Genomic DNA, 22,777 nt, shown 5'->3' on the forward strand with positions numbered 1-22,777 from the left:
TACCGGTTTTGTTTCAGTACGCACTCCGCCACGGCGGTGGAGTGCACCTTGATACGGTTAGCAATTATGCAGATCGCAATGCAAATCGCCATCATCGCCCTGATGTCCACGTTCGTGTACGCCCTGGTAGCCCTGGGTTTCACGCTGGTGTTTGGCATCTTGCGGGTGGTGAACTTCGCTCACGGCGAGTTCTACATGCTGGGCGCTTACGCCATGTATGTGTTTTATGGTCAGTTTGGCTGGCCCTACCTGCCCTCTATCGCGGCCGCTGCCGTGCTGGTGGGATTTCTGGGCTTACTGGCTGAACGCGGCCTGTTCCGTCGCTTTGTGGGCGACGAGATGGGCGGCATGATCATGTCCCTGGCTTTGGCGATTACCTTGCAGGCGGGGATCTCGCTGCTGTTCTCGGTGGACGAGCAATCGGTACGCCGTCCGGTGGAAGGTGCATGGCAAATTGGCCAAGCCTTTTTCGCCAAGGATCAATTGCTGATCGTAGGCATGAGTGTGCTGGCGCTGGCTGCCTTCTATTTTCTGATCGAGCGCACCCGTATCGGCATGACGATACGTGCGGTGGCGCAGGATCGGGAAGTGGCACGTCTGCAAGGCGTCAGTTCCTGGAAGATCATGGCCTTCACCTTTGCCTTGAGCTGCGGCCTGGCCGGTTTGTCGGGTGCCCTGATGGCGCCGGTCTACACCGTGCACCCCTATATGGGTGAAGCCGTGGTGGTGAAAGCCTTCATTATTGTGGTTCTGGGTGGTCTGGGCAGCTTGCCCGGTGCGGTGGTTGCCGCCCTGATTCTGAGCGTTACCGAGGCCGTGGCGTCCACCTTCTATAACGCGACCGTGGCCACCATGTTGTCCTTCCTGATCGTGATGGCCGTGTTGCTGGTCAAACCCAGCGGTTTGATGGGGAAATCGTCATGAGCGCGATCAAAACTGCTTCTTTCTATCCGCGTGATGGCGCCCTGCAATGGGTCTGGCATGCCGTTGTGGTCGCGGTGCTGCTGGGCTGGCCCGTGTGGGCCGGACAGCCTCGCTTTGCCCTGCATCTGGCCATCATGGTGTCGCTGTACGCCTGCCTGGCCATGAGCATGAATCTGGTTTTGCGCATCGGCCAGCTTTCGCTGGCGCATGGTGCCTTGTTCGGGCTGGGGGCGTATGCCTCGGCCATTTTGAGTCGAGATTATGGCTGGTCCTTTCCAGCCGCGTTTTTGGGCGCCGGAGTGCTGACGGCAGCATTAGCTGTGGTCACCGGCCCTATTTTTATGCGTATCAAGGGTGTGCATTTCGCGCTCTTGACCTTCGCCCTGGGCGAAGCCGTGGTGCTGTGCTTTATCGAGTTCCACGAACTGTTTGGCGGCAATAACGGCTTTGGCCAGATTCCGGCCCTGCAAGCCAGCTTGCCGATTCCTGAAGGGCGTTACGGGGTTTATCTGGTGACGGTCAGCTTTGCCTTGGTGGTGTATTTCGTGCTGCGGGCCCTTTACCGCCGCGAATGGGGCATGGTGGCGGACTCCCTGCATCAGAACGAGCAATTGGTGCGTTCCGGTGGTTTGAATGTGCTGCGCTTTCGGGTCAGTGTGTTTGTCCTTAGCGCCCTGATTGCCGGCTGGACAGGCAGCTTGTATGCCCACTACCAAGGCTATATCTCGCCTGATTCCTTCGGTTTCTGGACAGCGGTGAATGCCGTCATCATGAATGTGCTGGGCGGTGTGGGTGCCCTGGCTGGTGCCGTGGTGGGGGCCGCAATCCTGATCCCCCTGCCCGAGTTGCTGCGCGACTTGCAGCAGTATCAGCGCCTGATCTATGGCCTGACTTTGATTTTGCTGCTCTTGTTCATGCCGCAAGGTTTGGCGGGTCTGTGGCGTAAGTGGCGCGGCGCGCGCAAGGAGGCAGCATGAGCGTGCAATTGAATGTTCAGGGTCTTAGCCGACATTTTGGTGGGATCCGCGCGGTGGACGAGGTGTCCTTCAGCACGGCTCCCGGTCAGATTACCGGCGTGATCGGCCCCAACGGCGCCGGTAAAACCACGCTGTTCAATCTGATTGCTGGTACGACCAAGCCCAGCGCGGGTGCTGTCACCATGGATGGTGCCGCGATTACGGGTCGCCCGGCCGCGTCCTTGGCGCGCCAGGGTCTGGTGCGTACCTTCCAGATGACGCATGTATTTGCAGGCCACACGGTATTTGAAAACCTGTATCGCGCGGCTCTGTTCCGTCAGTTTCCTTCGCCCTGGTCGCTGTTCAACCCTTGGGGTGTGCGTCGTGGCCGCGAAGAGGCCGCGCGACAGGCAGAACAAGCCTTGGCCTTGATTGGCCTGGAGTCTGTAGCCGATGAGCAGGCCGATTCGCTGGCCTATGGCTTACAGAAGATTTTGGGTGTGGGTATGGCCCTGACAGCCATGCCCCGCCTTCTTTTAATGGATGAGCCCGCTGCTGGCCTGAACCCGGTGGAAACCGTGGCTATGGCCGACCTGATTGAACGCATCCACGCCAGTGGCATTGATGTGGTGGTGGTCGAGCACGATATGGGCCTGGTGATGCGCCTGTGCCAAAAGCTGGTGGTGCTGGTTAACGGTCGTTTGCTGGCCGAAGGCCCGACCGCACAAGTGCGTCAGGACCCGCGGGTGATTGAAGCCTATCTGGGTGCGGATCTGGACAAGGAGCCTGGGCTGGAGCCAGCCGTGGAAGCCCGCGCAGCGCAAAACGGGACGGGACACTCGGCTTCGGTCTCTACAGCTGGTCAGGGAGCTGCCAAGGTCAGCAAGCCTGTGCCCATGTTGGAAATCAAGGACTTGAGCGTGTCCTATGGCGCAGTACGGGCCTTGGACAAGGTCAGTTTTGCGGTGGAAGAAGCCAGTGTGTGCGCCGTGATCGGAGCCAATGGAGCGGGTAAATCGACCCTGATGAAAGCCATTAGCGGTCTGGTGCCGGTTGCTGGGGGAGAAATCCTGCTGGAAGGCCAGCCTATCCAGAACTTGAGTGCAGAACGCCGTGTGAATCTGGGTATTGCCCTGTCTCCTGAAGGCCGTCGCCTGTTCCCGGAACTGACGGTACGCGAGAACCTCTTGATGGGGGCCTATCTGCGTCGCGATCAGGTCGACATTACGGTGGATCTGGAACGTATTTATGGCTACTTCCCGCGTCTGCTGGAGCGCGAGCAAAGCCAGGGACGTCATCTCTCGGGCGGCGAGCAGCAAATGTGCGCGATTGGCCGTGCCCTGATGTCCCGGCCCCGCCTGCTCTTGCTGGATGAACCCTCCCTGGGTCTGGCCCCGGCGGTCACCTTGGAAGTGGCCCGTGCGATTCGTCAGATCAGCCAGGACGGCACCACGATTGTGCTGGTGGAGCAGAACGCTCGCCTGGCGCTGAAGTTGTCGAATCACGCCGTTGTGCTGGAAACCGGGCGCTTGAGTCTGGCGGGCGACAGCAAAGACATCATGAATAACCCACAAATTGCAGCAGCCTATCTGGGCCACGCCGCAGAGGCTTCGCATCATGCCTAATATTTACCAGGTCGCCATGTTCAATGCCGAGCGCTACCCCGACAAGGTAGCGGTTTCGGACGAGCGCCAGGCCTTGTCCTTTGGCCAGTTCTGCGCTCGTGCGCGCGCCTTGTCGGCTTACTTGAAAGGTTTGGGCGTACAGCCGGGGGATCGGGTGGCCATCATGACGCCCAATTCCATCGATTATCTGGCCTTGCTGCATGCCACGGCCGTAGGCGGTTTTTCTCTGGTGCCGGTGAACACTCGTTACGGCGCCACCGAACTGCGTTACTTGCTGGATGATGCCCAGCCTACCGTGTGCATTGTGGACCCGGCCTACCGTCCTTTGCGCGAGCAGATCGAGTCCGAAGGTGGTTTGAACAGTGCTGTGCAGTGGCTGGAGCATTTGCCTGAGTCCTTGCCCGATCACCGTGCGGATGATCCGGTGCAGCACCGCTTTGGCCGTGTGGGGGATGAAGATGTAGCCATCATCATGTACACCTCGGGTACGACCTCGGCCCCCAAGGGAGCCATGCTGACACACGGCAATTTGTCGGCCAATGCGGTGAACTACATCATGGAGCTGGGCATTGATGCCAACAGCCGCTCCTTGCTGGCGACACCCTTGTTTCACATTGGCGGCTTCGGGGTGGTGAATGGCCCCATTCTGTATGCCGGTGGCAGCTTGCACGTGGTGCCACGCTTTGAGGCCGATGCCGTCATGGACGCGCTGCGTCTGTACCAGCCTACGCATGTGTTCCTGTTGTCGGCTATGTGGGTAGGCTTGACCGATCACCCTGAGTTTAAAGAGCTGTCCCTGCCCGGTGCCCAGTTTGTGCAAACTGCGGCTGCGCCTTTGGGCCAGTGGCGTCAGGACTTGATCCGAACCGTGTTTCCCAATGCTGAATTCAGCTGGGGCTTTGGCATGACGGAAAGCTGTGTCACCACCATCAAGAATCGCTACACGCAGGAGATTCTGGAGCATCCCGGTTCCATCGGTTACCTGTGGCGGCATGTGCAGTATCGACTGGTTGATGCCGACGGGAAGGTGCTGCCCGATCAGCGCGGGCCGGGCGAAATGCAGGTGCGTGGCCCGACCGTGTTCAAAGGCTATTGGCGACAGCCCGAGCTGACTGCCCAGGTGCTGGATGCCGATGGCTGGCTGCACACGGGCGATTTGATTCGGGTGGACGATGAAGGCTTTGCCTATTTCATGGGCCGCAGCAAAGATATGATCAAGACAGGTGGCGAGAACGTAGCCGCGCTGGAAGTGGAAAACTGTCTGGCCAGCCACACCGATGTGCGCGAGGCCGCCGCCTTTGGCCTGCCCCACGAGTATTGGGGCGAAGAGCTGGTTGCCGCGATTGTGCCCGCTAATGGCCGTGAGCCGGATGTGGAAGTCCTGCGCGAGTTTTGCCGGGAAAAACTGTCCGGCTTTAAAGTACCCAAACGCATCTTTATTGTGGATTCCCTGCCCCAGTCCTCTTCGGGCAAAGTGCAGAAGTTCCTTCTTCGACAAAGGTATGTCTGATGCTGACGTCTTTATCTCTGTTTGACCCTGCCGTGCTGGCTGCCTGGGCCAAGCGCGCCCGCGCCGATGATTTTGTACGGCAGCATAGTGTCCTGGCCGATGTTTGCGTGGCGCTGCGCAATACCGACACCGGCGAGCATAGTTGGCTGGCCGTGTCAGAACAGGATGTGCAGGCGGGCACAGGCTCGCGCGAGGTGCCGTTCTGGCTGGAAGGCGATAGTGCTGCTTTTGCGGATCTGGCCCAGGGCTTTCCATTTAACCGCTTGGTGCGTCAGCACCGTCTGGTTGTGGGAGGCGATTTGCGCGCCTGCGTGCAGAACTGGATGTTGTTGTACGCCCTGACCCGCCTGACGGGCGAGCTGGAGGTCTGAGCATGCCTTATGTGACAACCGCGGATGGTATCCGCGCCTATTACGATCTGGCCGGTTCCGGTCCGGCCTTGGTGATGGTGCACGGCGCCAGTCAGGACAGTCTGTCCTGGCAATATGTGCTGGATCACTTTGCGCCCTTTTATACGGTGTATGCCCTGGATTTGCCCGGTCACGGCAAGAGCGGCATGCCATTGGGTGGCCCTCATACTGTCACCCCGCAAAATGCTCAGTATTTGCTGCAGTTTCTGGATGCGGCAGGTATCCAGAATCCGGTCTTGATGGGGCACTCCATGGGCGGGGGCATTGTTGCCCAGGCCGCTGCCATGGCGCCCGAGCGTATTCGTGGCCTGGTGCTGGTCGATGGCGCTTCGGTGAACGTAGTGAAATCTTCCGGCTATAACCCGCGCATTCTGGAGATGGCGCGTATCAATCCGGGCGACTGGTTTGAAGTGACCTTCCGCACCTTGATGGGCACCTTGTCCGACCCGGCCCGTGCGCTGGAAGTGGTGACGGATGCCCGTCGTTGCATTCCGGCGGTGGCTTTTGCGGATATCTGCGCTTTTGGTGGTTTTCGCATGGAACAGCTTCTGGACGATATCCGCTGCCCGGTGGTGATCGTGGAAGGCAGCGAGGACTGGTCCGTGCCGCCAGAGTCCGCCAGAGAGGTCGAACGCTTGCTGCGAGAAGGCAAAGTTCCGGTGGAATATATAGAATGGCCGGGCATCGGGCATTTTCCCCAAAGTGAATGTCCTGAGCAGTTCACCCGCGACACCCTGGCTGCGATGCGCCGCCTGTCTCTTTAAGCTGAAAACCGTATGGCAAACACCGAATCCCAGTCCAGCGCCAAGCCAACCCTGTATCAGAACATGAGCGATCGCTTGTTGGAGCTGATCCGTTCGGGCCATTACCCCGTCGGTTCCAAGCTGCCCACCGAGATGGAGCTGTGCGAGATGTACGGGGTCGGTCGGCACACGGCGCGTGAAGCCATACGCAAGCTGACCGATCTGGGTTTGATCGAGCGGCGTCGCCGTGCCGGTACCACCGTGATACGCCAGCATCCCAAGCCGCAGTTTGGTCTGGCGCTGGACACCACGGACCAGTTGCAGCGCTATCTGGAATTTACCGATTTGCACGTGCATAAAAAGGCGGTTTGTGTGGATAAGCAGCCGCCTGAAACCGCGCTGGACGGTGAGCCGGCAGATTGGGTGAAGGTGGAAACCTACCGTAGTGTGCCGGGCAGCAAGCGCGGCATTTCTTGGACAGATATTTATCTGCGCAAGGAATACCAGGCGGTGGCTGACCTGATTTCCACCCAGCCCGGTGGTGTGTATCCGCTGTTGGAGGAGCACTGTGGCGAAGTGGTGGAAACCATCGAGATGGAAATCTCCGCCTCGCGCTTTCCCCCGCATGTTGCCCGCTTTCTGGGCTACGAGGACTCCGACCCGGCGCTGCTGATTATCCGTACCTTCCGCAATCTGGCGGGCAAGGTCATGGAAGTGGCCGTCAGCTTTTACCCACCTTATGAATTCCGCTACGTCACGCGCTTGTCGCGCAGTGATGGGAGCCATCGCTCGCAGAGCTGATTTTTCCGAACCTTTGGGGAGACATTCATGAAACGCAAATATGGCCGCAGTGTGACGGTCAAGGTGACGGGCGACCATGCGCTGGTGCGCTTTGATCGCGGCGTGAACCGTAATGCTATTGATCAGGACACCTTGCTGGCCCTGACGCAGGTGGCGCAAGACCTGGCCTTGTCGCTGGAGATTCACACCGTGGTGCTGACCGGGGCCAAGGACATTTTCTCGGCCGGGATTGATCTGAAAGACCCGCAAAAGTGGAACGACGAGCAGGCAGGCTTGCTGGAACGCCGTGATGTGGCCCAGCGTGGTGCGCGTTTGTGCCGTTTGTGGGAAGAGCTGCCACAGCTGACCATTGCCGCCATTGAAGGCGCCGCCGTGGGTGGTTCGGTTGCTCTGGCGCTGGCGTGTGATTGGCGTGTGGCATCGCAGTCATCCTTTCTGTATCTACCTGAAGCCAAGGTGGGCCTGAACATGGGCTGGGGTGCCATTCCACGCATGGTGAACATGCTGGGTGCCGCTCGCACCAAACGTGCCATTTTGCTGGCCGAACGCTTCGGTGCTGAACAGGCTCTGGGCTGGGGCCTGCTGGATGAGGTCTGCGAACCCGGTCAGGCCGTGGCGGTGGCGCAGTCTTTGGCCAAGCGGGCTTCGGAGTCGCCTGCGGCGATTATCCGCATGACCAAGGAGTCGGTGAATCAAGTCGCCAATGCCATGAACCGATTGGGTATTTATATGGATGCTGATCAGGCGCTGGTGTGTCGCGACAGTGTAGAAGGAGCCCAGGCGCGTGCGGGTTTTTTGTCCGCTGGTCGAGCCTAGATAAAACGGCTCTGCTTGGGGGCGGTCAGCGGACCGGCGACCAGGGCGGGAGAAGGTATTTTGTCGGACCGCGCTTGAGTGCGCTGCGGGCACAATCTGCCTGGCGTTAGTGTCCGCAAATAGCGTGTTACGTGCCCCTATCCGCGTTTGCGGACAAGGGGCTATCTACATCGAGGGATCAGGCGGTTTGACGCTCTTGTGCCAGTCGTCCCATCCCCTGCGGAAATAAATCCAGCCCAGCCGTCGCCACCAGATCCCAGAAGCCAGCAGGCGAGCTGGACACAACAGTGACGCCCAGCTTGTCCTCGACCTGACGCACGGCTTCCAGCGACACCAGGCCGCCGCAAGACAGCAGCAAACCTTGTGCTTGACCGGGGGCCTGCTCTTGGGCGATGTCCCACGTCTTCAGACACAGGTCTACCAGCTCCTGCGTGCTGATTTTCGACATGGCCGTGACGTCATTAACGCCCAGTCCATAGGCGCAGACGGCCTGGATCTGGTTCTGGTCCAGAAATCGGACCAGGCGCTGGTTTACGTCATCAATATAGGACGAGGCCACCGCTACCCGTTCGATGCTGCTGACACGCAGACCGCGCAAGATGGCATGGCTCATGGTGGAGCATGGCAAGCCGGTGGATTCGCGCAGACGTGCCACCAGCTCTTCGTTAAAGTCCGAGCCGCGGTAAAAGCTCAGCGATGTTCCCATCAGGGACACGGCCCGGGCGCCACGGGCAGCCAGTTTCTGGGCTGCTTCCACCACCTGGTCGATAACCTGGTCATAGCCTTCCTTGTCCACCGAACTGAGCGCCAGACCTTGGGCGATGAAATCGATTTCCGGGTACATTTCCGGACCTTCCGGAGGCACCAGACCGGCGGCCGGTGGCACGATCAGGCCCAGTACGGGGCGCTTGGTATCAGAGTTGTCAGTCGTCATAACTTAGCTGCTTATTTCATTGTTTAAAGTCGAGTTGGGCGGTCTTGATGACATTGGCCCAGCGTTCTGTTTCTTCACCTAGCCATTTTTCGGTGGCCTGGGCATCTTGATAACCGGCTACCGAGCCTTGGGCCAGGAAGGCATCCTGTACTTGCTTTTGCTGCATGCTGTTTTCCAAGGCCTTGCTGACGGTGGCGATCAAGGCCGGGTCCACGTTTTGTGGGGCCAGCATGAACAGTGACGGTGTCACGCTATAGCCAGGAATGGTTTCCGAGACGCTGGGCAGATCGGGCATGCCGGGGAAGCGGCGCTCGGACAAGGTGGCCAGCAGACGAATGCGGCCGGAGTTGGCCAGGCCAATCGAGGAAGCCAGGCTGGCAAAGGACATGGACACTTCACCGGAGGCCAGAGCCTGACTGGCGGGAGCGCCACCGCGGTAAGGAACGTGCACCAGTTCGGTTTTGGTTTGCAAGGCGAACAGTTCACCACCCAGATGGTGCACCGAGCCTACGCCCACCGAGGCGAAGGTTTCTGTTTGAGGAGGCGCTTTGCGAATGGCCTCGATCAATTCGGCCACGGTTTTGACAGGGCTGTCGCCCGGAACGGCCAGCGCCAGATCAGACTGGCCCACCATACCGATAGGGGCGAAGTCACGCTGCAAGTCGTAGCGCAGAGCCGGGTAAATATAGGGGGCGACCAGCAAGGAGGTATCGGCAAACAGCAGCGTGTTGCCATCGGCCTGGGATTTGGATACGTAGTCGGCAGAAATGGTGCCGCCTGCGCCGGATTTGTTTTCCACAATTACGGTGCGGTCCAGCTCCTTGCTTAGCGCCTGAGCGGTGACGCGGGCCAGGGTGTCGACCCCGCCGCCAGGGGCAAAACCCACGACCAGGCGAATGGGTTCGGCAGCGTGTAAAGCGGCTACAGGGCTTAATGTCAGGGCGAGCGCAGCCAGCGCACGCCGTGTGAAACGGCTTGCAAACATGAGAAAGTCTCCTCGGTATGAGTGGTAGTTTTTTTAGCTAATTATTAATTCAGTGCCGCATATAAAACCCGGCTAAAGGGTTGAGCTGGGCGTTTAGCCAGCTATAGCGCTCGCGCTTGTCGAACTCCCATTTCTCGGGATGGGCCTGGGCGACACGACGCAGGGATTCGGCCCCGGACAGCACATGGCTGGCCGCTGCCTGCATGGCGCTGGGGCCGTCACGTTGGGCCAGGGCCTGGGTCAGTGCCTGATGTTCATGCCAGGACTGCTCCATGCGGTTTTCCTGATCCAGATGGCGGTGGCGGTAAGGGTTGGTCAGACGGCGCAGGTGTTCAATTTGCTGCACCATGAAGGTATTGCCGGCAATGCTGTGGATCAGGGCGTGCAATTCGGCGTTGTACGTGGCGTAATCAGCCAGGCTTTTTTCTTGCAGGGCCTTGGCACCGCGCTTTTGCAAACGCTCCAGTTCGCGAATCTGGGCATTGCTGATGCGGTAGGCCGCCAGCTGGGTACAGGCGCCTTCCAGCAGGGCCAGGGTTTCCAGCATTTCTTCCAGCTCTTCAATCGTGTGCTGGGTGACAAAAATACCGGCTCGGGGGGCAATGCGCACTTGTCCGGTGGCTGCCAACTGCAACAAGGCTTCGCGTACCGGCGTGCGTGATACCCGGAAAAAAGTGCACAGCAAGGATTCATCAATGGCGCTGCCCGGCGGCAGATCACCGCTGGCAATGCGGTGCTCCAGTTCGATTCGTACCCGGTCGGTATTGCTAAGCGTCATGTCTGTCTCCCAAGCCTTTTCCTGTTTTTTAGGCTTAAATGATTCTAGGGAGGGGTTTTTGATATATCAATTAAGGCTTATCCGAGGGTAAAGAAAGTTTTGCCCCGTTTTGATTCGGGGAAATTTCACGGATAATCATTTTTTGCGCCCCCTCTGCCCCTGTTCGGTCATAGGGGAAAGCACGCTATTTTTCGGATAAAAAAACCATGAGCGAAGAACGTAAACCGCTGGATGCATTGGCCAGCGGCGCCATGCTGGTCCTGTGCCTGATCTGGAGCTTTCAGCAGATTTTGCTCAAGGCCACGGCCAATGACATGGCGCCTATTTTTCAGATCGGTTTGCGCTCGGGTGTGGCTTGTGTGTTGGTGGCTTTGCTGGTTCTGGTGCGCACGCACAAGCTGGCCTTTACAGAAGGGGCCTGGAAGCCGGGGCTGATGGCCGGCTTGCTGTTTGCGCTGGAGTATTTGCTGCTGGGTGAGAGCCTGCGTTTTACCTCCGCAGCGCACGTGGTGGTGTTTTTATATACCGCGCCCGTGTTTGCGGCTTTGGGCCTGCATATTCTCTTGCCGTCCGAGCGTTTGGCCCGTTTGCAATGGGTGGGGATTGGGCTGGCGGTGGCGGGTATCGCTATTACCTTTTTGGGGCCAGCCAGTATGGATGGGGCCAATCTGGGCCGCATGTTGATCGGGGATTTGATGGCCTTGGCCGCCGGAGCCTTGTGGGGCTTTACCACCGTGCTGATTCGTAGCACGCGCCTGTCTGCCGTCCCGCCCTCGGAAGCTTTGCTGTATCAGCTGTTCAGCGCTTTTGTGATTTTGATGGTGGCCGCTGTCGTGACCGGGCAAACCGATATTCATTGGTCAGGCTTGTTGGGCGCCAGCCTGGTGTTCCAGTCTGTGGTGGTGGCGTTCTTGAGCTTTCTGGTCTGGTTCTGGTTGCTACGTCAGTATCAGGCGTCGCGGCTGGGGGTGTTCTCCTTTGCCACTCCCTTGTTCGGTGTTTTATTCGGCGCTTTCCTGCTGGGCGAGGCCATAGAACCCCGTTTTGTGATGGGCGCTTTACTGGTGTTGATGGGCATTACCCTGGTCAGCGCCTATAGCTGGATCAGTCAGCTGCGACGTCGCAGAGCTTGACTGAATCAGCGAGATGACGCGAATGGCCTCAAGGCGCAATGCGTTGTCGCAAGCTGCTTTTCAACCATCGGCAAAACTGGCGGGCCTCACTTTGCTGGGGTGATTGTGCGTTGACATAGGCCATGTAGGTCGCGCCTGTGGCCACTTGGCCAGGGCCGACTTCCCGCAGGACGCCATCGCGTAGATGGTCCATCACCAGTAAACGCGGCACAACCAGAAATCCGGAGCCGGCAATGGCCCCGGCAATCGCGAAAAACAGGTGATCGTAGGTGGCGCTCATCAGTAGCCGCGAAGGCTCAATACCCTGATCCAAAGCCCATAAACCCAACATGTCCGGTCGTGAGCGCGCGGTCACCATAGGCCAGTGTTCCCAGGCCTGCCCGCTGTGCTGCTGGATCAAGGCAGGTGCTGCCACGCATACCAGCTCTTCGCGTATGAGCTCCCAGCTTTCGCTGTCGGGCAGGCTCAAGTCACGGCTGATCAACACATCAAACTCTTCATTAGGACGGGGTGGCGACAGATTGGTGATCAGATCAATTTGCATATGGTGCTGGGCGGTGAACTGGCCAAGCATGGGCACCAGCACCGTCATTGAAAAGCTGGGCATGGAGGTGCGGACTCTCAGCCGTTCGTGCTGATCCTGTTGATGGGTGATTTGCTGAATGGCCATCTCCAGGGTGGCCATGGCATCTTTGACCGTGTCATACAGCTGCAAGCCGGCGGCCGTCAGCTCAATATAGGGGCCGCGTCGAATGAACAGGGCCTGCTTGCTGACTTTTTCCAGGGTGGCGATATGCCGGCTGACTGCGCTTTGGGTGATCCCCAGGCTTTGGGCTGCACGGGTGAAATTGCCTTGTCGGCCCACCGCGACAAATACGCGCAGGGGGACCAGAGGAATATTCTCAAGCATGATTAAAACTCATGATAGGGCCACGCTTAACAGGGGGTGGGTGTAGGGTGTAACAGAACGGTCATCTAAGATAAATACCATGATTTTCATGCAATTTTATTGAAATTACAGGAAATAATCATGCAAAACCGTTTCCCTTATCTATCCGCTTTGCTCATGCTTTCCTGCCTGGCTACGGGGGCTGCCAAGGCGGATGAAGTGGTGTTGTACTCCTCCAATAACATCGATGTGGTGAACACGGTGATTGAGCAGTTCCGTCAGGTCCACCCCGAGATATCGGTGTCTGTGGTGCGGGCGGGTTCCGGTGCCCTGATGCAGCGTATCAAGGCCGAAGCAGAGCAACCTCTGGGCGATTTGTTCTGGTCCGGCGGGTTTTCTACCTTGTCGCAGTATGCCGAGTACCTGGCGCCCTATTCGTCGTCCGAGGCCAGTGCTGTAGGTGCCCAGTATCAGGGAGCTGAGCAACGTTGGTTGGGTACCAATACCCATGTCACGGTGTTGATGCTTAACGAGCGGCAGTTGGGCAAACTCAAGGCGCCTGACAGCTGGGCGGATCTGGCTGATCCGGCCTGGAAGGGCAAGATCGTGATTCCAGATCCGGAGCGCAGCAGCTCTTCTTATGTTGCCTTGTATGGCCTGCAGGATTTGATGGGCCAGGAGGTGTTTGAGAAGGTTGTGCGCAATGCAGTGGTGGTCGGAACCACCTCCGGTGCCTACGAAGGCGTTGCCAATGGCGAGTTCGCGGTTGCGGTAACGATGGAATATGCCGCCTATCAATATGTGGCCGGTGGTCTGGATACGATTGACCTGGTCTACCCCAAAGAGGGCACTTTCCTGTCGCCGGAAGGCATGGCCTTGATCAAGGGCGGGCGTAACCCCGAATCCGCTCGCAAGCTGTATGACTTCCTTGCCTCCCGCCCTGCGCAGGAAGAGGTATTCAAAAGCGCGTTCCGCCGCCCTTTACGCAGCGATATTGCCGTCAATACGCTGACAAGCTTGCCTGCCATGGATCAGATCCGTGTGCATGCGCTGGATGATGATCGTATGGGTGCGGATCGTGAAGCCTTCCTGGCACGTTGGCGTGCACTGGTTTCCCAGCGCTAGGCGGGACTGGTATGCAGATACATCTATCAGGTATTGAGCAAAGCTACGGTTCACAGACTTTGTTTCACGGCTTGGATCTGGACATCCCCAGTGGCTCCTTGTTTACCCTGCTGGGGCCATCGGGCTGTGGCAAGACGACCTTGCTACGCATGTTGGCCGGGTTTGTGCGCCCTGATCATGGCAAGGTGCTGTTCGGCCAAACAGACATGACGCGAGTGCCTGTGCACAAACGCAATGTGGGCATGGTGTTTCAGGATTACGCGCTGTTTCCGGATCGCAGCGTGCTGGATAACGTCAGCTACGGTTTGCTGGCGCGTGGCCAGTCTCGCTCCCAGGCTCGTGTCCCCGCTTTGGAAATGCTGGCGCGCGTGGGCTTGAAGGACAAGTCAGATGCTTTGCCGTCCGCCTTGTCCGGTGGGCAGCGACAGCGAGTGGCCATGGCACGCGCTTTGGTGATCAAGCCCGATCTGCTCTTGCTGGATGAGCCCTTGTCTGCCCTGGATGCAAAGCTGCGCACCGATCTGCGCGAGATGCTGCGGGACCTGCAGCAGGAAGCCGGCATCACTACTGTGTTTGTGACGCATGATCAGGAAGAAGCGCTGAGCGTGTCTGATTACATTGCCGTCATGGATCGGGGCTGCGTCCGCCAGGTCGGGACGCCCGAGCAGATCTACCGCTGCCCTGACAACAGCTTTGTGGCTGATTTTGTGGGAGGGGCCAATCTGATCGAGCTGCAGGAGGAGCTCGGCCAGGCTGCAGATGGCTGCCGCCGGTTCCGTACGGCGGGGGGCATTGTGCGTATTCAGTCTGTCGGACGTTTTACCGAGCGGACGATGTTGGCCTTGCGGCCTGAAACTCTGAGTGTGGATGCTGTGCGCCCGCTGGGCGAGGGTGACATTGCGGCGCGGATTGAGAGCGTGGATTACCGGGGTCCCAGCACGGCTTATCAATTGCGCACGGAGTTCGGTTTCCTGAGGGCAGTGGTCTGGAATACCGGTGTCAGTCAGAGTTGGGCCCGGGGCGATGCGGTGGTATTGCGCGTTCCCGAATCGGCTCTCTTGGTGGAGCGCACATGATGCTGGGTTCTTTGCGACGCGATCCAGCTTGGCTGATGCTGGCCCTGGGTGCAGTGGCTTTGCTGGGCTACTTTTTGCTATGGCCAGTCCTGTCCATGCTGACCAGCTCCCTGTTCAACAAGGAAGGTCAGTTTGGTTTGCACGGCTACGTGCAGTTTTTCTCCGAGCCTGCTTATCGGGAGAGTTTGTTCAACACCTTGTGGCTGGGTGGGGCCGTAACCGTGTTTAGCCTGGTGCTTGGCGCTGGTTTGGCTCTGGCTGCGGCTCGTTTTTCCTTCCCCTTGGCTACTTGCCTGGGCGTCTTGCCTTTGCTGACCTTGGTCATTCCGGACGTGGTGGTTGCAGCAGCCTGGATTGTGGTGCTGGGTAAACAAGGCGTGCTCAATAGTGTGCTGGCTCCTTTGGGCCTGGAGCTGCCTTCTTTGTATTCGTGGTGGGGTCTGGTGTTTGTGATGACCTTGAACAACTACGTGTACGCCTATGTCGCTGTGCTGGTAGGGTTGAAGTCCATGGACCGTAATCTGGAGGAAGCGGGGCTTAGTCTGGGTAGCTCCCCGGCTCGCACCTTGCGCACGGTGACCTTTCCTTTGATGATGCCGGCTTTATGCGGTGCAGCGGTGCTGGTCTTCATGCACGTTATTGGGGATTTTGGCGTTCCGGCCATTTTGGGAGCCCGTACCCCCGTGCTGGCGGTCAAGACTTATAACGAATTTGTCAGCGAAATGGGCGGTAACCCGCAAATGCAGACCACCATGGCTTCTTTGCTGGTGTTTCTGGGCCTGGCCTTGCTGCTGATTCAAAAGTGGGTTGTAGCCCGACGCACCTACCAGATGGAGTCTGGACGAGCTCCGGAGCGCGTGCCCTTGCGTGCCTGGCAGGCCGCTGTGTGCGCCTCTTTGGTATCGATCCTGATTGTGTTGTCGGTGCTACCCGTGATGGTGGTGATTGTCACTGCATTTACGCCCTCTATTGGACCGGTGCTGAAGTATGGCGGCTTTACCTTGAGCCATATGCAGCAAGCTCTGGTGCAGGCACCCGGGCCTTTGTACAACTCCTTGTTGCTGGGCGCCGCAGCGACCAGTGCCGGTGCCGTATTTTCCATCGTGGCCGCCTATCTGATCGTAAAGCGTCCTTCCGGTCTAAGTACAGGTCTGGATGTGCTGGTCATGTTGCCCTTGACGATTGCGGGCACCGTATTGGGCATTGCCTTGATTAATGTGTTTAACAGTGGCTGGCTGGTGCTGACCGGCAGTTGGGTCATTATGGCGCTGGCTTACTTTTTACGCCGGGTGCCCACCAGTGTGCGTGCAGCCATGGGACCTTTACATAACTTGCGTAGCTCCATCGAAGAGGCTTCCATCAGCCTGGGCGTAGCGCCGATGCCAACCTTTGCGAAGGTCGTTTTGCCGGTGGTATGGCCTGCCGTAATTGCCGCCACGGTGTTGATGTGGATCACGACTCTGTCGGAATTATCCGCCACGGTGGTTCTGTATTTTGGCGGGATGAGCACCCTGCCTATCGAGGTTTTTCAATTGGTGGACAGTGGGCGTTTGGCGCAGGCCAGTGCATATAGCCTGGTGCTGTTGATGGCGATATTTTTGCCGTTGCTGCTGACCCGTTTCATTTTCAAAGTAAAAGTAGGATGGACACAATGAGCTCTGTGCAATGTCAGGAAGAGATCGCGCTAGCCCAGCGCGTGTTGGGAGCCAAGGCATCGGCCACCAAAGAGATGACGCGTCTGGCCAATCAAATGCGGCAACAGGGGCAGTCTGTGATTACCCTCAGTCAAGGCGAGCCGGACTTTGCGACCCCCGAGCATGTGCGTCAGGCGGCTAAAGAAGCAATTGATCGTAATGAGTCCCGCTATACCGAGGTCGCTGGCACCCTGGCCCTGCGTGAGGCCGTGGTGCGCAAGTTCGAGCGTGACAATGGCCTGCACTTCAGCCCCGATCAGATCCAGGTGGGCTGTGGGGCCAAGCAAGCCTTGTATAACGCCTTGCAGGCCACGGTGCAGGACGGGGATGAGGTCATTATCCCTACCCCTGCCTGGGTTTCCTATCCTGAAATGGTCTTGTTGGCAGGTGGCCAGCCGGTCATTGTGCGTTGCAGTGCACAAGCCGGTTTCAAGCTGCAAGCCGATCAGCTTGAACGCGCCATCACCCCCCGTACCAAATGGCTGATGCTCAATTCTCCATCCAATCCCAGTGGTGCCGTGTATTCACGTCAGGAACTGGAAGCGTTGGAGCAAGTGCTGTTGCGCCATCCGCATGTCTGGGTGATGGCTGATGATGTATACGAAAAAATCCGCTATAGCGACGAACCCTTTGCCACGCCTGCCGCCTTGTCCCCGTACATGGCAGCGCGCACATTGACCATCAATGGTGTCTCCAAGGCCTACGCGATGACCGGCTGGCGGGTGGGGTTCGCCGCTGGTCCGCTGCCTTTGATCAAGGCCATGAATCTGGTGCAGTCGCAAGCGACCTCTCATACCAGCTCCATTAGTCAGGCAGCGGCCGTGGCTGCACTGGATGGCCCCATGGATTTTCTGCCTGAGTTTGTGGAAGCGTTTCGCCGACGCCGTGACAAGGTGGTGGCGGCGCTCAATGCCATGCCGGGGATTGAGTGCGATCTTCCCATGGGCGCGTTTTACGTGTTTCCCAGCTGTCAGGGCGTATTGGGTTTGCGAGACCCTTCCGGTCAGTTGATCAGTACCGACAAGGATCTGTGCATGTACTTCCTGCGCAGTGCAGGGGTGGCTGTGGTACCAGGGTCGGCATTTGAACTACCCGGTCACTTCCGGGTGTCTTATGCCTCCAGCGATCAGGAGCTGGAGGAGGCGATGAGCCGCATTGCCCAAGCCATTGCTCGACTGAGCTGATCCCCTTACGGAGAAATAGTGTGAATAGCAAAAAGAATCAGGTGTTGAAAGAAGCCTTCTCCCAAGGGCGTTTGATGACGGCGATGGCCGCACATAACCCCCTGTCTGCTCGGCTGGCGCAGGATGCCGGTTTCGGAGCGATTTGGGGTAGCGGTTTTGAGTTGTCAGCCAGTTATGCCGTGCCCGATGCCAATATCCTGTCGATGGGAACTCACCTGGAGATGATGCGGGCGATTGCCTCAAGCGTGGATATTCCTTTGATTGCCGACATTGATACCGGCTTTGGCAACGCGGTCAATGTTAGCTATATCATCCCGCTGTATGAAGCGGCGGGTGCCAGTGCCATTGTGATGGAGGATAAAACCTTCCCTAAAGACACCAGCTTGCGAGCGGACGGGCGTCAGGAGCTGGTACGGATTGAAGAGTTCCAGGGCAAGATTGAGGCGGCTTGTGCTGCGCGCCGTGACCCTGATTTCTTGATTATTGCGCGGGTCGAGGCCCTGATCGCTGGCCTGGGGCAGGAGGAGGCCCTGAAGCGGGGGCTGGCTTACGAGCAGGCGGGTGCAGATGCCATTCTGATTCACTCCAAACAAGCTACGCCAGATCAGATTCTGTCTTTTGTTCAGGCTTGGCCGGGCAAGGTGCCGTTGGTGCTGGTGCCAACAGCCTACCCTCAACTGACCGAGGCGGACATTGCACAACTGGGCAAAGTGGGCGTGGTGATTTACGGCAATCATGCGATTCGTGCGGCTGTAGGGGCCATGCAAGCGGTGTTTGCCCAAATTCGTCAGGATGGCGGCATTCAGAATGTGGATTCCGGCCTGCCTTCCGTCAAAACCATTATTGGCTTGCAAGGCGATGCCCATATGCGGCAGATCGAGGCCCGGTTTCTGCGCTAGAAGGGACAGTATTGGGCTTCGTATAATGGCTGATGGCCCGACGGCGGGCCATTAGCCGGATGAATACGATGCCCAAATCTGCACAAGGCCCTATCCCGGTCACATTGTTGACCGGTTTTCTGGGCAGCGGGAAAACGACTTTGATCAATCGCGCTTTGCAAGAAGCGCAGATGGCCGACACCCTGGTCATCATCAATGAGTTTGGGCAGACGGCGCTGGACCATCATCTGGTGGCGCATAGCCAGGAAAATGTGATCGAGGCTATGGGTAGTGGTTGCTTGTGCTGCACCATACGGCGCGATCTGGTACAGACCTTGCGCGACATTACCTGGCGTTTTTCGCGGGCAGGCCAGAGACAGTTCCGACGGGTTCAGATTGAAACGACCGGGCTGGCCAATCCTGCCCCTATCTTGCATACCTTGTTAAGCGATCCGCAACTGGCCGGGAAGTACAGCCTGGCGGGTGTGGTGACGGTGGTGGATCTGGAACATGGGCTGGAAACGCTGGCGCGCCATGCCGAAGCGCAACGACAGGTGGCTGTGGCTGATTTGCTGCTGTTCAGCAAGCGTGATCGGGTGGATGCCGTGGCGGAAACGGTACTGCGTGAATACGTGCGTGGTTTGAATCCTTTGGCGCAGCAGCAGATTCTGGCGGTATCGCAGCCTGTTGCGCCCAGTTTGTTGGGCTTGGGTGAGCAAGCGGGGCAAGGACGGGCCTGGAGCTTGGAAGCGTTCGAGGCATTGGGGCAAGATACTGGCGATCACGATCACGATCACGATCACGATCACGATCACGATCACGATCATGTGCATAGCCATAGCCATAGCCATAGCCATAGCCACGGCACGGGTACCCTGGCTGGCAACAGCAACAGCAACAGCAACAGCAACAGCAACAGCAACAGCAACAGCAACAGCAGCAGTCAGCCCAGCAGCCTTGAGTCTACTCACCTGCATGGAGCAAGCTCCAACGAGTCCGCGGTCGGCTTGCCTGATGTTTCCCGCCATGGAGATTCCATCTACTCGTTAAGCGCCCTGTTCCCCCAAGCTCTGCCCGCCGACAAACTGCAATCCTGGTTGTCGGATCTGTGCCAGTGGGCAGGCCCTCGCCTATTGCGCCTTAAAGCTGTTCTGCCCGTGCAGGGCATGGACCAGCCGCAGGTGATTCATGCCGTGCAGCATCAGTCCTATCCTTGGCAGGCCGTGCCGCAGTGGCCCTGGCCGGATCAACAAGGGCGCATGGTAGTGATCACACATGATCTGGATTTCCAGGAGCTTTGGGCGCGGTTGCAGGCTTTGGATACGGCGGTTCGAAAGACGGATTGATACTCGCAGAGTCCGAGCCTCTCTTGGCCGGATTTTCTCTAGTCGTTGACTTCGAGCCTTTCTTGATCGGATTTTCTTGAGTCGCCGGGAGCTTGATGGAGCGTTGTCTCTTGGTCATCCGAACAGGCTATCCACCGCTGCGGCAGACAGCACCCCAAAGCCGAAAAAAAGGACGCCTAAGCGTCCTTTTCAAAAGCCTTTGGGCTAACAGGTTTTATTGGGGCTCTACGCCCACTTTCTTGAACAGGGCGGCCCACTGGGGCACTTGTTGCTCCACCTTGGCTTGCAAGGCAGCCGGGTTGGCTTCTTTGTCCATGACCGTTGCGCCCAGGGTGGCCATGCGGCTTTGGAAGTCCTTGTCGGCCATACCGGCTTGAAGCGCTTTTACCAGGGTATCCACGACAGGCTGGGGTGTATCTTTCGGTGCCCACATGCCGTGCCAGATGCCTACTTCAAAGTCCTTGAAGCCGGATTCCTCCATGGTGGGGACGTCCGGGAAGGTCGGGACGCGCTCGCGGCTGGTGACAGCATAGACCTTCACCTTGCCGGATTTGATTTGCTGGGTGGTGTTGGTGGTTTGGTCACACATGATGTCCACCTGCTTGCCCATCAAATCCGCGATGGCCGGGGCGGTGCCTTTGTAGGGCACGGTCAGCAGTTCAATACCCAGTGCCTCGGTGAACATGGTGCCGCACAGGTGGCTGGCCGCGCCAATCCCGGCGTTGGCCAGGGAAACCTTGTCCTGGTTGTCCTTCAGGTACTGCACCAGCTCCTGAATGTTGTTGGGTGGGAAGTCCTCACGGGCAATGATGGTCATGGGAACGTCAACGACCAGGCCGATGGGAGACATGCCGTTGATGGCGTCATAGCCGGGCTTTTTGTATAGCGAAGGGGCGGTGGAAAAGCCGATGTGCATCAGCAGTATGTTGTAGCCATCCGGCTTGGCGCGGGCGACCTGGGAAGTGCCAATGGAGCCACCTGCCCCGCCTTTGTTTTCCACCACAATGGTTTCACCCAGAACTGGGCGCATGGCTTCGGCCAGAGCGCGTGCCACGTTGTCCGTGGGACCGCCCGCCGCAAAAGGTACCACCATATTGATGGGGTGGTCCGGATAACCGGCTGCCTGTGCGGTAACCGAGCAGGCCAAGGCCGCGCCCAGACTGACAAACAGCTTGTTTAATGCAACAGCCATAATGCCTCCTTGATAAGGATTACTTATTCTTTTGGGAGATACTTGGGTCCGGTCGCTCTGTGCTGCGAAGCGTTGCAGGAGTGGCTTTATTCTACTGAGGGTGGACGTGTTTCTTTTTCAGGTCTAACCCTAGTAAGGGGCCTGAATGGACTAGGGGAATATACGGGGGGCTCGCATGGCGAGCAAGCCACAGCCAGAGCTTGTGGCTTGCCAAGGTGCCTGCTCAGGCAGAGGCCGGTTTATGCAGTACCGGCGTCAGATAGGCGATGATGGAAACAGTCAGTGCGGCGGTGGCGATCAGACTGCAGAAGATCATCAGGCCCTGGTCCAGACCCAAATGGTCGGCCAGCCAGCCCAGACCCAAAATAGGCAGGATGGCACCCAGATAGCCGGTGATCAGGTAGGTAGACGTCAGACCGGCACGCTGATGCGGGGGCGAGACACGCTGCACGATAGACATGCCGCCGTACATGCACAGGCCGTGGCCAAAGGCGGTCAGCAGCACGCACAGGATGAATAACAACGAGGAACTGGCCCACAGATTGATCAGCAAGGCGATACAGGCCAGGGTAAAGGACAGCAGGCCCACGATGACGCTGCGCTTGGCGGGCCAGCGGCGGATCAGCAGCTGAAAGCCCGAGGACAGGAACAGAATAATCCCGATGGAAAAGCCGCTGGTGGCCGGGCCGTGCCAAGGCACCATTTGCGCCATGAAGCTGGGCGCCAGAGAGGCGAACAGGCTGAACATGGCAAAGGCGCAACAGGCGGACAAGCAGCCAATCAGATAGGGGCGGCGCAGATGGGTGGCGGGCAGTGTCAGGCGCGGCATCCAGGTGCGCCAGTTGGTCTTTTGCGGTACCGGCTGTTTGCTGGCAATGGGCTTGATCTGAAACAGGGCATAGATGGCCAGCACACCCAGGGCCATGGAGGGGATATAGCTGGAGAACAGTGGATTTGGCACCCACTGTGCAATCAGGCCGCCTACGACCGGGCCCAGGCCAAAACCAAAGGCCAGCATCAGTGAGGTGGTAGCGGCAGCGCGTTGCACGTCTCCGCCCCGGTTAAATTGCCCCAGGCCGATGGAGGCTGAAGTCACAATCATGCTGGAAGCCATCCCGATCATGATGCGGCTGAACACAAAGCTGCCTACATCCCAGGCAAAGGCGGACAGGGTTACGCCGCTGGTCACCAGAATCAGGCCGGTACGCAGCACGGGCATAAAGCCTTTCATGTCGCTCAAGCGGCCCAGAAACAGCAGGCCCGTCAAACCAGCGGCCATATAGGCCACGTACAGTTGGGTAATGTGACTGGCGTTCAGGTCCCAGCGGTCCTGATACAGCGGGTATAGCGGGCTGGCCAGGGCCGTGCCCATCACCCCGATACACATGGCGATACTGATCCACACGTAGGGGTCCCACTTGCTCTTCTTGCACGCCGGGCGCGCAGCCGCAGGCTTGTCAGCAGCCTTTTGCTGGGCTGGATGGTTCAGGTTCTGTTCGACCCGTGCTTTTTGCAGGGTCCGAGCGGGGGCGCTGGCGTGAAAGTCCTTGCAGCTTTGGGAGTCTCGCCAGCTTTCATGCAGCACCCATTGTCCTGGGGGCTGGTCTTTGCGCAATACATCGAAGCGTAAACAGGCGCTGTTGGCCCGGGCTTGTTCAGCCAGCGAGTCTACATAAGCGGCCTGTGCCTGAGGGTCCAGATCGGTGAAATGGTAGTTTGTAGTGCGAAAGTACGTATCGCCCATACGGCGCAATCCTTGACAGCGAAATCATTCGGGA

Annotated in this window: 21 protein-coding genes and 1 pseudogene; 15 read left to right on the forward strand and 7 right to left on the reverse strand. The window is 58.4% G+C overall.

Annotation, left to right across the window (positions count from 1 at the left end; genetic code table 11):
* Positions 1 to 78 precede the first annotated feature (78 nt).
* From ACFPDR_RS17495 to ACFPDR_RS17530, 8 genes are read left to right on the forward strand one after another with little or no spacing between them, the layout of a single operon-like run.
* Positions 79 to 924 (forward strand): branched-chain amino acid ABC transporter permease, encoded by an 846-nt coding sequence (locus tag ACFPDR_RS17495; protein WP_021447158.1) that lies wholly within the window; start codon positions 79 to 81, stop codon positions 922 to 924.
* Positions 921 to 1,901, forward strand: a complete 981-nt coding sequence (locus ACFPDR_RS17500) for a branched-chain amino acid ABC transporter permease (RefSeq protein ID WP_115634695.1) — start codon at positions 921 to 923, stop codon at positions 1,899 to 1,901. Before ACFPDR_RS17495 ends, ACFPDR_RS17500 begins: the two co-directional genes overlap by 4 nt.
* Positions 1,898 to 3,505, forward strand: a complete 1,608-nt coding sequence (locus tag ACFPDR_RS17505; protein ID WP_239054938.1) for an ATP-binding cassette domain-containing protein — start codon at positions 1,898 to 1,900, stop codon at positions 3,503 to 3,505. The genes ACFPDR_RS17500 and ACFPDR_RS17505 overlap by 4 nt, the downstream gene beginning before the upstream one ends.
* Positions 3,498 to 5,015 (forward strand): class I adenylate-forming enzyme family protein, encoded by a 1,518-nt coding sequence (locus ACFPDR_RS17510; RefSeq protein ID WP_137431106.1) that lies wholly within the window; start codon positions 3,498 to 3,500, stop codon positions 5,013 to 5,015. The genes ACFPDR_RS17505 and ACFPDR_RS17510 overlap by 8 nt, the downstream gene beginning before the upstream one ends.
* Positions 5,015 to 5,386 carry a hypothetical protein gene (locus ACFPDR_RS17515; protein ID WP_376911636.1) on the forward strand — a complete coding sequence of 124 codons (372 nt, stop codon included), beginning with the start codon at positions 5,015 to 5,017 and terminating at the stop codon, positions 5,384 to 5,386. Before ACFPDR_RS17510 ends, ACFPDR_RS17515 begins: the two co-directional genes overlap by 1 nt.
* A 2-nt stretch (positions 5,387 to 5,388) precedes the next feature.
* Positions 5,389 to 6,189 carry an alpha/beta fold hydrolase gene (locus tag ACFPDR_RS17520; RefSeq protein WP_376911638.1) on the forward strand — a complete coding sequence of 267 codons (801 nt, stop codon included), beginning with the start codon at positions 5,389 to 5,391 and terminating at the stop codon, positions 6,187 to 6,189.
* A 12-nt stretch (positions 6,190 to 6,201) separates the two neighbouring features.
* Positions 6,202 to 6,969, forward strand: a complete 768-nt coding sequence (locus ACFPDR_RS17525; protein WP_009461466.1) for a GntR family transcriptional regulator — start codon at positions 6,202 to 6,204, stop codon at positions 6,967 to 6,969.
* Positions 6,970 to 6,996: 27 nt separating this feature from the next.
* Positions 6,997 to 7,785 (forward strand): enoyl-CoA hydratase/isomerase family protein, encoded by a 789-nt coding sequence (locus ACFPDR_RS17530; RefSeq protein ID WP_239054939.1) that lies wholly within the window; start codon positions 6,997 to 6,999, stop codon positions 7,783 to 7,785.
* Positions 7,786 to 7,963: 178 nt separating this feature from the next.
* On the opposite strand, the gene ACFPDR_RS17535 is transcribed toward ACFPDR_RS17530, so the two are convergent.
* Genes ACFPDR_RS17535 through ACFPDR_RS17545 form a run of 3 tightly spaced genes read right to left on the reverse strand, consistent with a single transcriptional unit; the run spans position 7,964 to position 10,482 of the window.
* On the reverse strand, positions 7,964 to 8,719 hold the full coding sequence (locus tag ACFPDR_RS17535; protein ID WP_035269392.1) for an arylmalonate decarboxylase: 756 nt from the start codon (positions 8,717 to 8,719) through the stop codon (positions 7,964 to 7,966).
* Positions 8,720 to 8,735: 16 nt separating this feature from the next.
* Entirely contained in the window at positions 8,736 to 9,704 is a 969-nt protein-coding gene (locus ACFPDR_RS17540; RefSeq protein ID WP_009461472.1) for a Bug family tripartite tricarboxylate transporter substrate binding protein, read from the reverse strand.
* A gap of 49 nt (positions 9,705 to 9,753) precedes the next feature.
* Positions 9,754 to 10,482: a GntR family transcriptional regulator gene (locus ACFPDR_RS17545; RefSeq protein WP_026483950.1), complete on the reverse strand. Its 729-nt coding sequence runs from the start codon at positions 10,480 to 10,482 to the stop codon at positions 9,754 to 9,756.
* 206 nt (positions 10,483 to 10,688) lie between these two features.
* Between ACFPDR_RS17545 and ACFPDR_RS17550 the strand changes: the two genes are divergently transcribed.
* Positions 10,689 to 11,615 (forward strand): DMT family transporter, encoded by a 927-nt coding sequence (locus tag ACFPDR_RS17550; protein WP_060186765.1) that lies wholly within the window; start codon positions 10,689 to 10,691, stop codon positions 11,613 to 11,615.
* A gap of 28 nt (positions 11,616 to 11,643) precedes the next feature.
* Here ACFPDR_RS17550 and ACFPDR_RS17555 read toward each other — a convergent pair whose 3' ends face one another.
* A complete protein-coding gene (locus ACFPDR_RS17555) occupies positions 11,644 to 12,525 on the reverse strand; it encodes a LysR family transcriptional regulator (protein WP_060186764.1) in 882 nt (293 codons plus the stop codon).
* Between the two features lie 120 nt (positions 12,526 to 12,645).
* Here ACFPDR_RS17555 and ACFPDR_RS17560 point away from each other — a divergent pair, with 120 nt between their 5' ends.
* From ACFPDR_RS17560 to ACFPDR_RS17585, 6 genes are all read left to right on the forward strand, one after another.
* A complete protein-coding gene (locus tag ACFPDR_RS17560) occupies positions 12,646 to 13,629 on the forward strand; it encodes an ABC transporter substrate-binding protein (RefSeq protein WP_115634703.1) in 984 nt (327 codons plus the stop codon).
* An 11-nt stretch (positions 13,630 to 13,640) separates the two neighbouring features.
* Positions 13,641 to 14,705 carry an ABC transporter ATP-binding protein gene (locus tag ACFPDR_RS17565; RefSeq protein WP_060186763.1) on the forward strand — a complete coding sequence of 355 codons (1,065 nt, stop codon included), beginning with the start codon at positions 13,641 to 13,643 and terminating at the stop codon, positions 14,703 to 14,705.
* Positions 14,702 to 16,360 (forward strand): ABC transporter permease, encoded by a 1,659-nt coding sequence (locus ACFPDR_RS17570; protein WP_060186762.1) that lies wholly within the window; start codon positions 14,702 to 14,704, stop codon positions 16,358 to 16,360. Before ACFPDR_RS17565 ends, ACFPDR_RS17570 begins: the two co-directional genes overlap by 4 nt.
* Positions 16,357 to 17,583 carry a pyridoxal phosphate-dependent aminotransferase gene (locus ACFPDR_RS17575; RefSeq protein ID WP_239054942.1) on the forward strand — a complete coding sequence of 409 codons (1,227 nt, stop codon included), beginning with the start codon at positions 16,357 to 16,359 and terminating at the stop codon, positions 17,581 to 17,583. Before ACFPDR_RS17570 ends, ACFPDR_RS17575 begins: the two co-directional genes overlap by 4 nt.
* Before the next feature lie 20 nt (positions 17,584 to 17,603).
* A complete protein-coding gene (locus ACFPDR_RS17580) occupies positions 17,604 to 18,482 on the forward strand; it encodes a phosphonopyruvate hydrolase (RefSeq protein WP_115634706.1) in 879 nt (292 codons plus the stop codon).
* 68 nt (positions 18,483 to 18,550) lie between these two features.
* Positions 18,551 to 19,807 carry a CobW family GTP-binding protein gene (locus ACFPDR_RS17585; protein WP_376911640.1) on the forward strand — a complete coding sequence of 419 codons (1,257 nt, stop codon included), beginning with the start codon at positions 18,551 to 18,553 and terminating at the stop codon, positions 19,805 to 19,807.
* 214 nt (positions 19,808 to 20,021) lie between these two features.
* Here the strand turns inward: ACFPDR_RS17585 and ACFPDR_RS17590 are convergent, their stop codons facing one another.
* The 3 genes and pseudogenes from ACFPDR_RS17590 to ACFPDR_RS17600 form a co-directional block, all read right to left on the reverse strand.
* Positions 20,022 to 20,999 (reverse strand): tripartite tricarboxylate transporter substrate binding protein BugD, encoded by a 978-nt coding sequence (locus ACFPDR_RS17590; protein WP_035269381.1) that lies wholly within the window; start codon positions 20,997 to 20,999, stop codon positions 20,022 to 20,024.
* Positions 21,000 to 21,222: 223 nt separating this feature from the next.
* The gene (locus ACFPDR_RS17595; RefSeq protein ID WP_009463833.1) at positions 21,223 to 22,386 is read right to left on the reverse strand and encodes an MFS transporter; all 1,164 of its coding nucleotides are present in this window, start codon (positions 22,384 to 22,386) and stop codon (positions 21,223 to 21,225) included.
* A gap of 132 nt (positions 22,387 to 22,518) precedes the next feature.
* Positions 22,519 to 22,743: pseudogene (locus ACFPDR_RS17600) on the reverse strand (antibiotic biosynthesis monooxygenase); the annotation flags it as partial.
* Positions 22,744 to 22,777 lie beyond the last annotated feature (34 nt).

It is taken from the genome of Alcaligenes sp. GCM10023179 (assembly GCF_042653705.1).
GTDB lineage: Bacteria > Pseudomonadota > Gammaproteobacteria > Burkholderiales > Burkholderiaceae_B > Alcaligenes > Alcaligenes phenolicus.

What these genes read in the sequence shown, in the direction of transcription:
- ACFPDR_RS17495 (WP_021447158.1), top strand. Translation starts at nt 79, where the DNA reads ATGCAAATCGCCATCATCGCCCTGATGTCCACGTTCGTGTACGCCCTG.
- ACFPDR_RS17500 (WP_115634695.1), top strand. Translation starts at nt 921, where the DNA reads ATGAGCGCGATCAAAACTGCTTCTTTCTATCCGCGTGATGGCGCCCTG.
- ACFPDR_RS17505 (WP_239054938.1), top strand. Translation starts at nt 1,898, where the DNA reads ATGAGCGTGCAATTGAATGTTCAGGGTCTTAGCCGACATTTTGGTGGG.
- ACFPDR_RS17510 (WP_137431106.1), top strand. Translation starts at nt 3,498, where the DNA reads ATGCCTAATATTTACCAGGTCGCCATGTTCAATGCCGAGCGCTACCCC.
- ACFPDR_RS17515 (WP_376911636.1), top strand. Translation starts at nt 5,015, where the DNA reads ATGCTGACGTCTTTATCTCTGTTTGACCCTGCCGTGCTGGCTGCCTGG.
- ACFPDR_RS17520 (WP_376911638.1), top strand. Translation starts at nt 5,389, where the DNA reads ATGCCTTATGTGACAACCGCGGATGGTATCCGCGCCTATTACGATCTG.
- ACFPDR_RS17525 (WP_009461466.1), top strand. Translation starts at nt 6,202, where the DNA reads ATGGCAAACACCGAATCCCAGTCCAGCGCCAAGCCAACCCTGTATCAG.
- ACFPDR_RS17530 (WP_239054939.1), top strand. Translation starts at nt 6,997, where the DNA reads ATGAAACGCAAATATGGCCGCAGTGTGACGGTCAAGGTGACGGGCGAC.
- ACFPDR_RS17535 (WP_035269392.1), bottom strand. Translation starts at nt 8,719, where the DNA reads ATGACGACTGACAACTCTGATACCAAGCGCCCCGTACTGGGCCTGATC.
- ACFPDR_RS17540 (WP_009461472.1), bottom strand. Translation starts at nt 9,704, where the DNA reads ATGTTTGCAAGCCGTTTCACACGGCGTGCGCTGGCTGCGCTCGCCCTG.
- ACFPDR_RS17545 (WP_026483950.1), bottom strand. Translation starts at nt 10,482, where the DNA reads ATGACGCTTAGCAATACCGACCGGGTACGAATCGAACTGGAGCACCGC.
- ACFPDR_RS17550 (WP_060186765.1), top strand. Translation starts at nt 10,689, where the DNA reads ATGAGCGAAGAACGTAAACCGCTGGATGCATTGGCCAGCGGCGCCATG.
- ACFPDR_RS17555 (WP_060186764.1), bottom strand. Translation starts at nt 12,525, where the DNA reads ATGCTTGAGAATATTCCTCTGGTCCCCCTGCGCGTATTTGTCGCGGTG.
- ACFPDR_RS17560 (WP_115634703.1), top strand. Translation starts at nt 12,646, where the DNA reads ATGCAAAACCGTTTCCCTTATCTATCCGCTTTGCTCATGCTTTCCTGC.
- ACFPDR_RS17565 (WP_060186763.1), top strand. Translation starts at nt 13,641, where the DNA reads ATGCAGATACATCTATCAGGTATTGAGCAAAGCTACGGTTCACAGACT.
- ACFPDR_RS17570 (WP_060186762.1), top strand. Translation starts at nt 14,702, where the DNA reads ATGATGCTGGGTTCTTTGCGACGCGATCCAGCTTGGCTGATGCTGGCC.
- ACFPDR_RS17575 (WP_239054942.1), top strand. Translation starts at nt 16,357, where the DNA reads ATGAGCTCTGTGCAATGTCAGGAAGAGATCGCGCTAGCCCAGCGCGTG.
- ACFPDR_RS17585 (WP_376911640.1), top strand. Translation starts at nt 18,551, where the DNA reads ATGCCCAAATCTGCACAAGGCCCTATCCCGGTCACATTGTTGACCGGT.
- ACFPDR_RS17590 (WP_035269381.1), bottom strand. Translation starts at nt 20,999, where the DNA reads ATGGCTGTTGCATTAAACAAGCTGTTTGTCAGTCTGGGCGCGGCCTTG.
- ACFPDR_RS17595 (WP_009463833.1), bottom strand. Translation starts at nt 22,386, where the DNA reads ATGTGTATCGGGGTGATGGGCACGGCCCTGGCCAGCCCGCTATACCCG.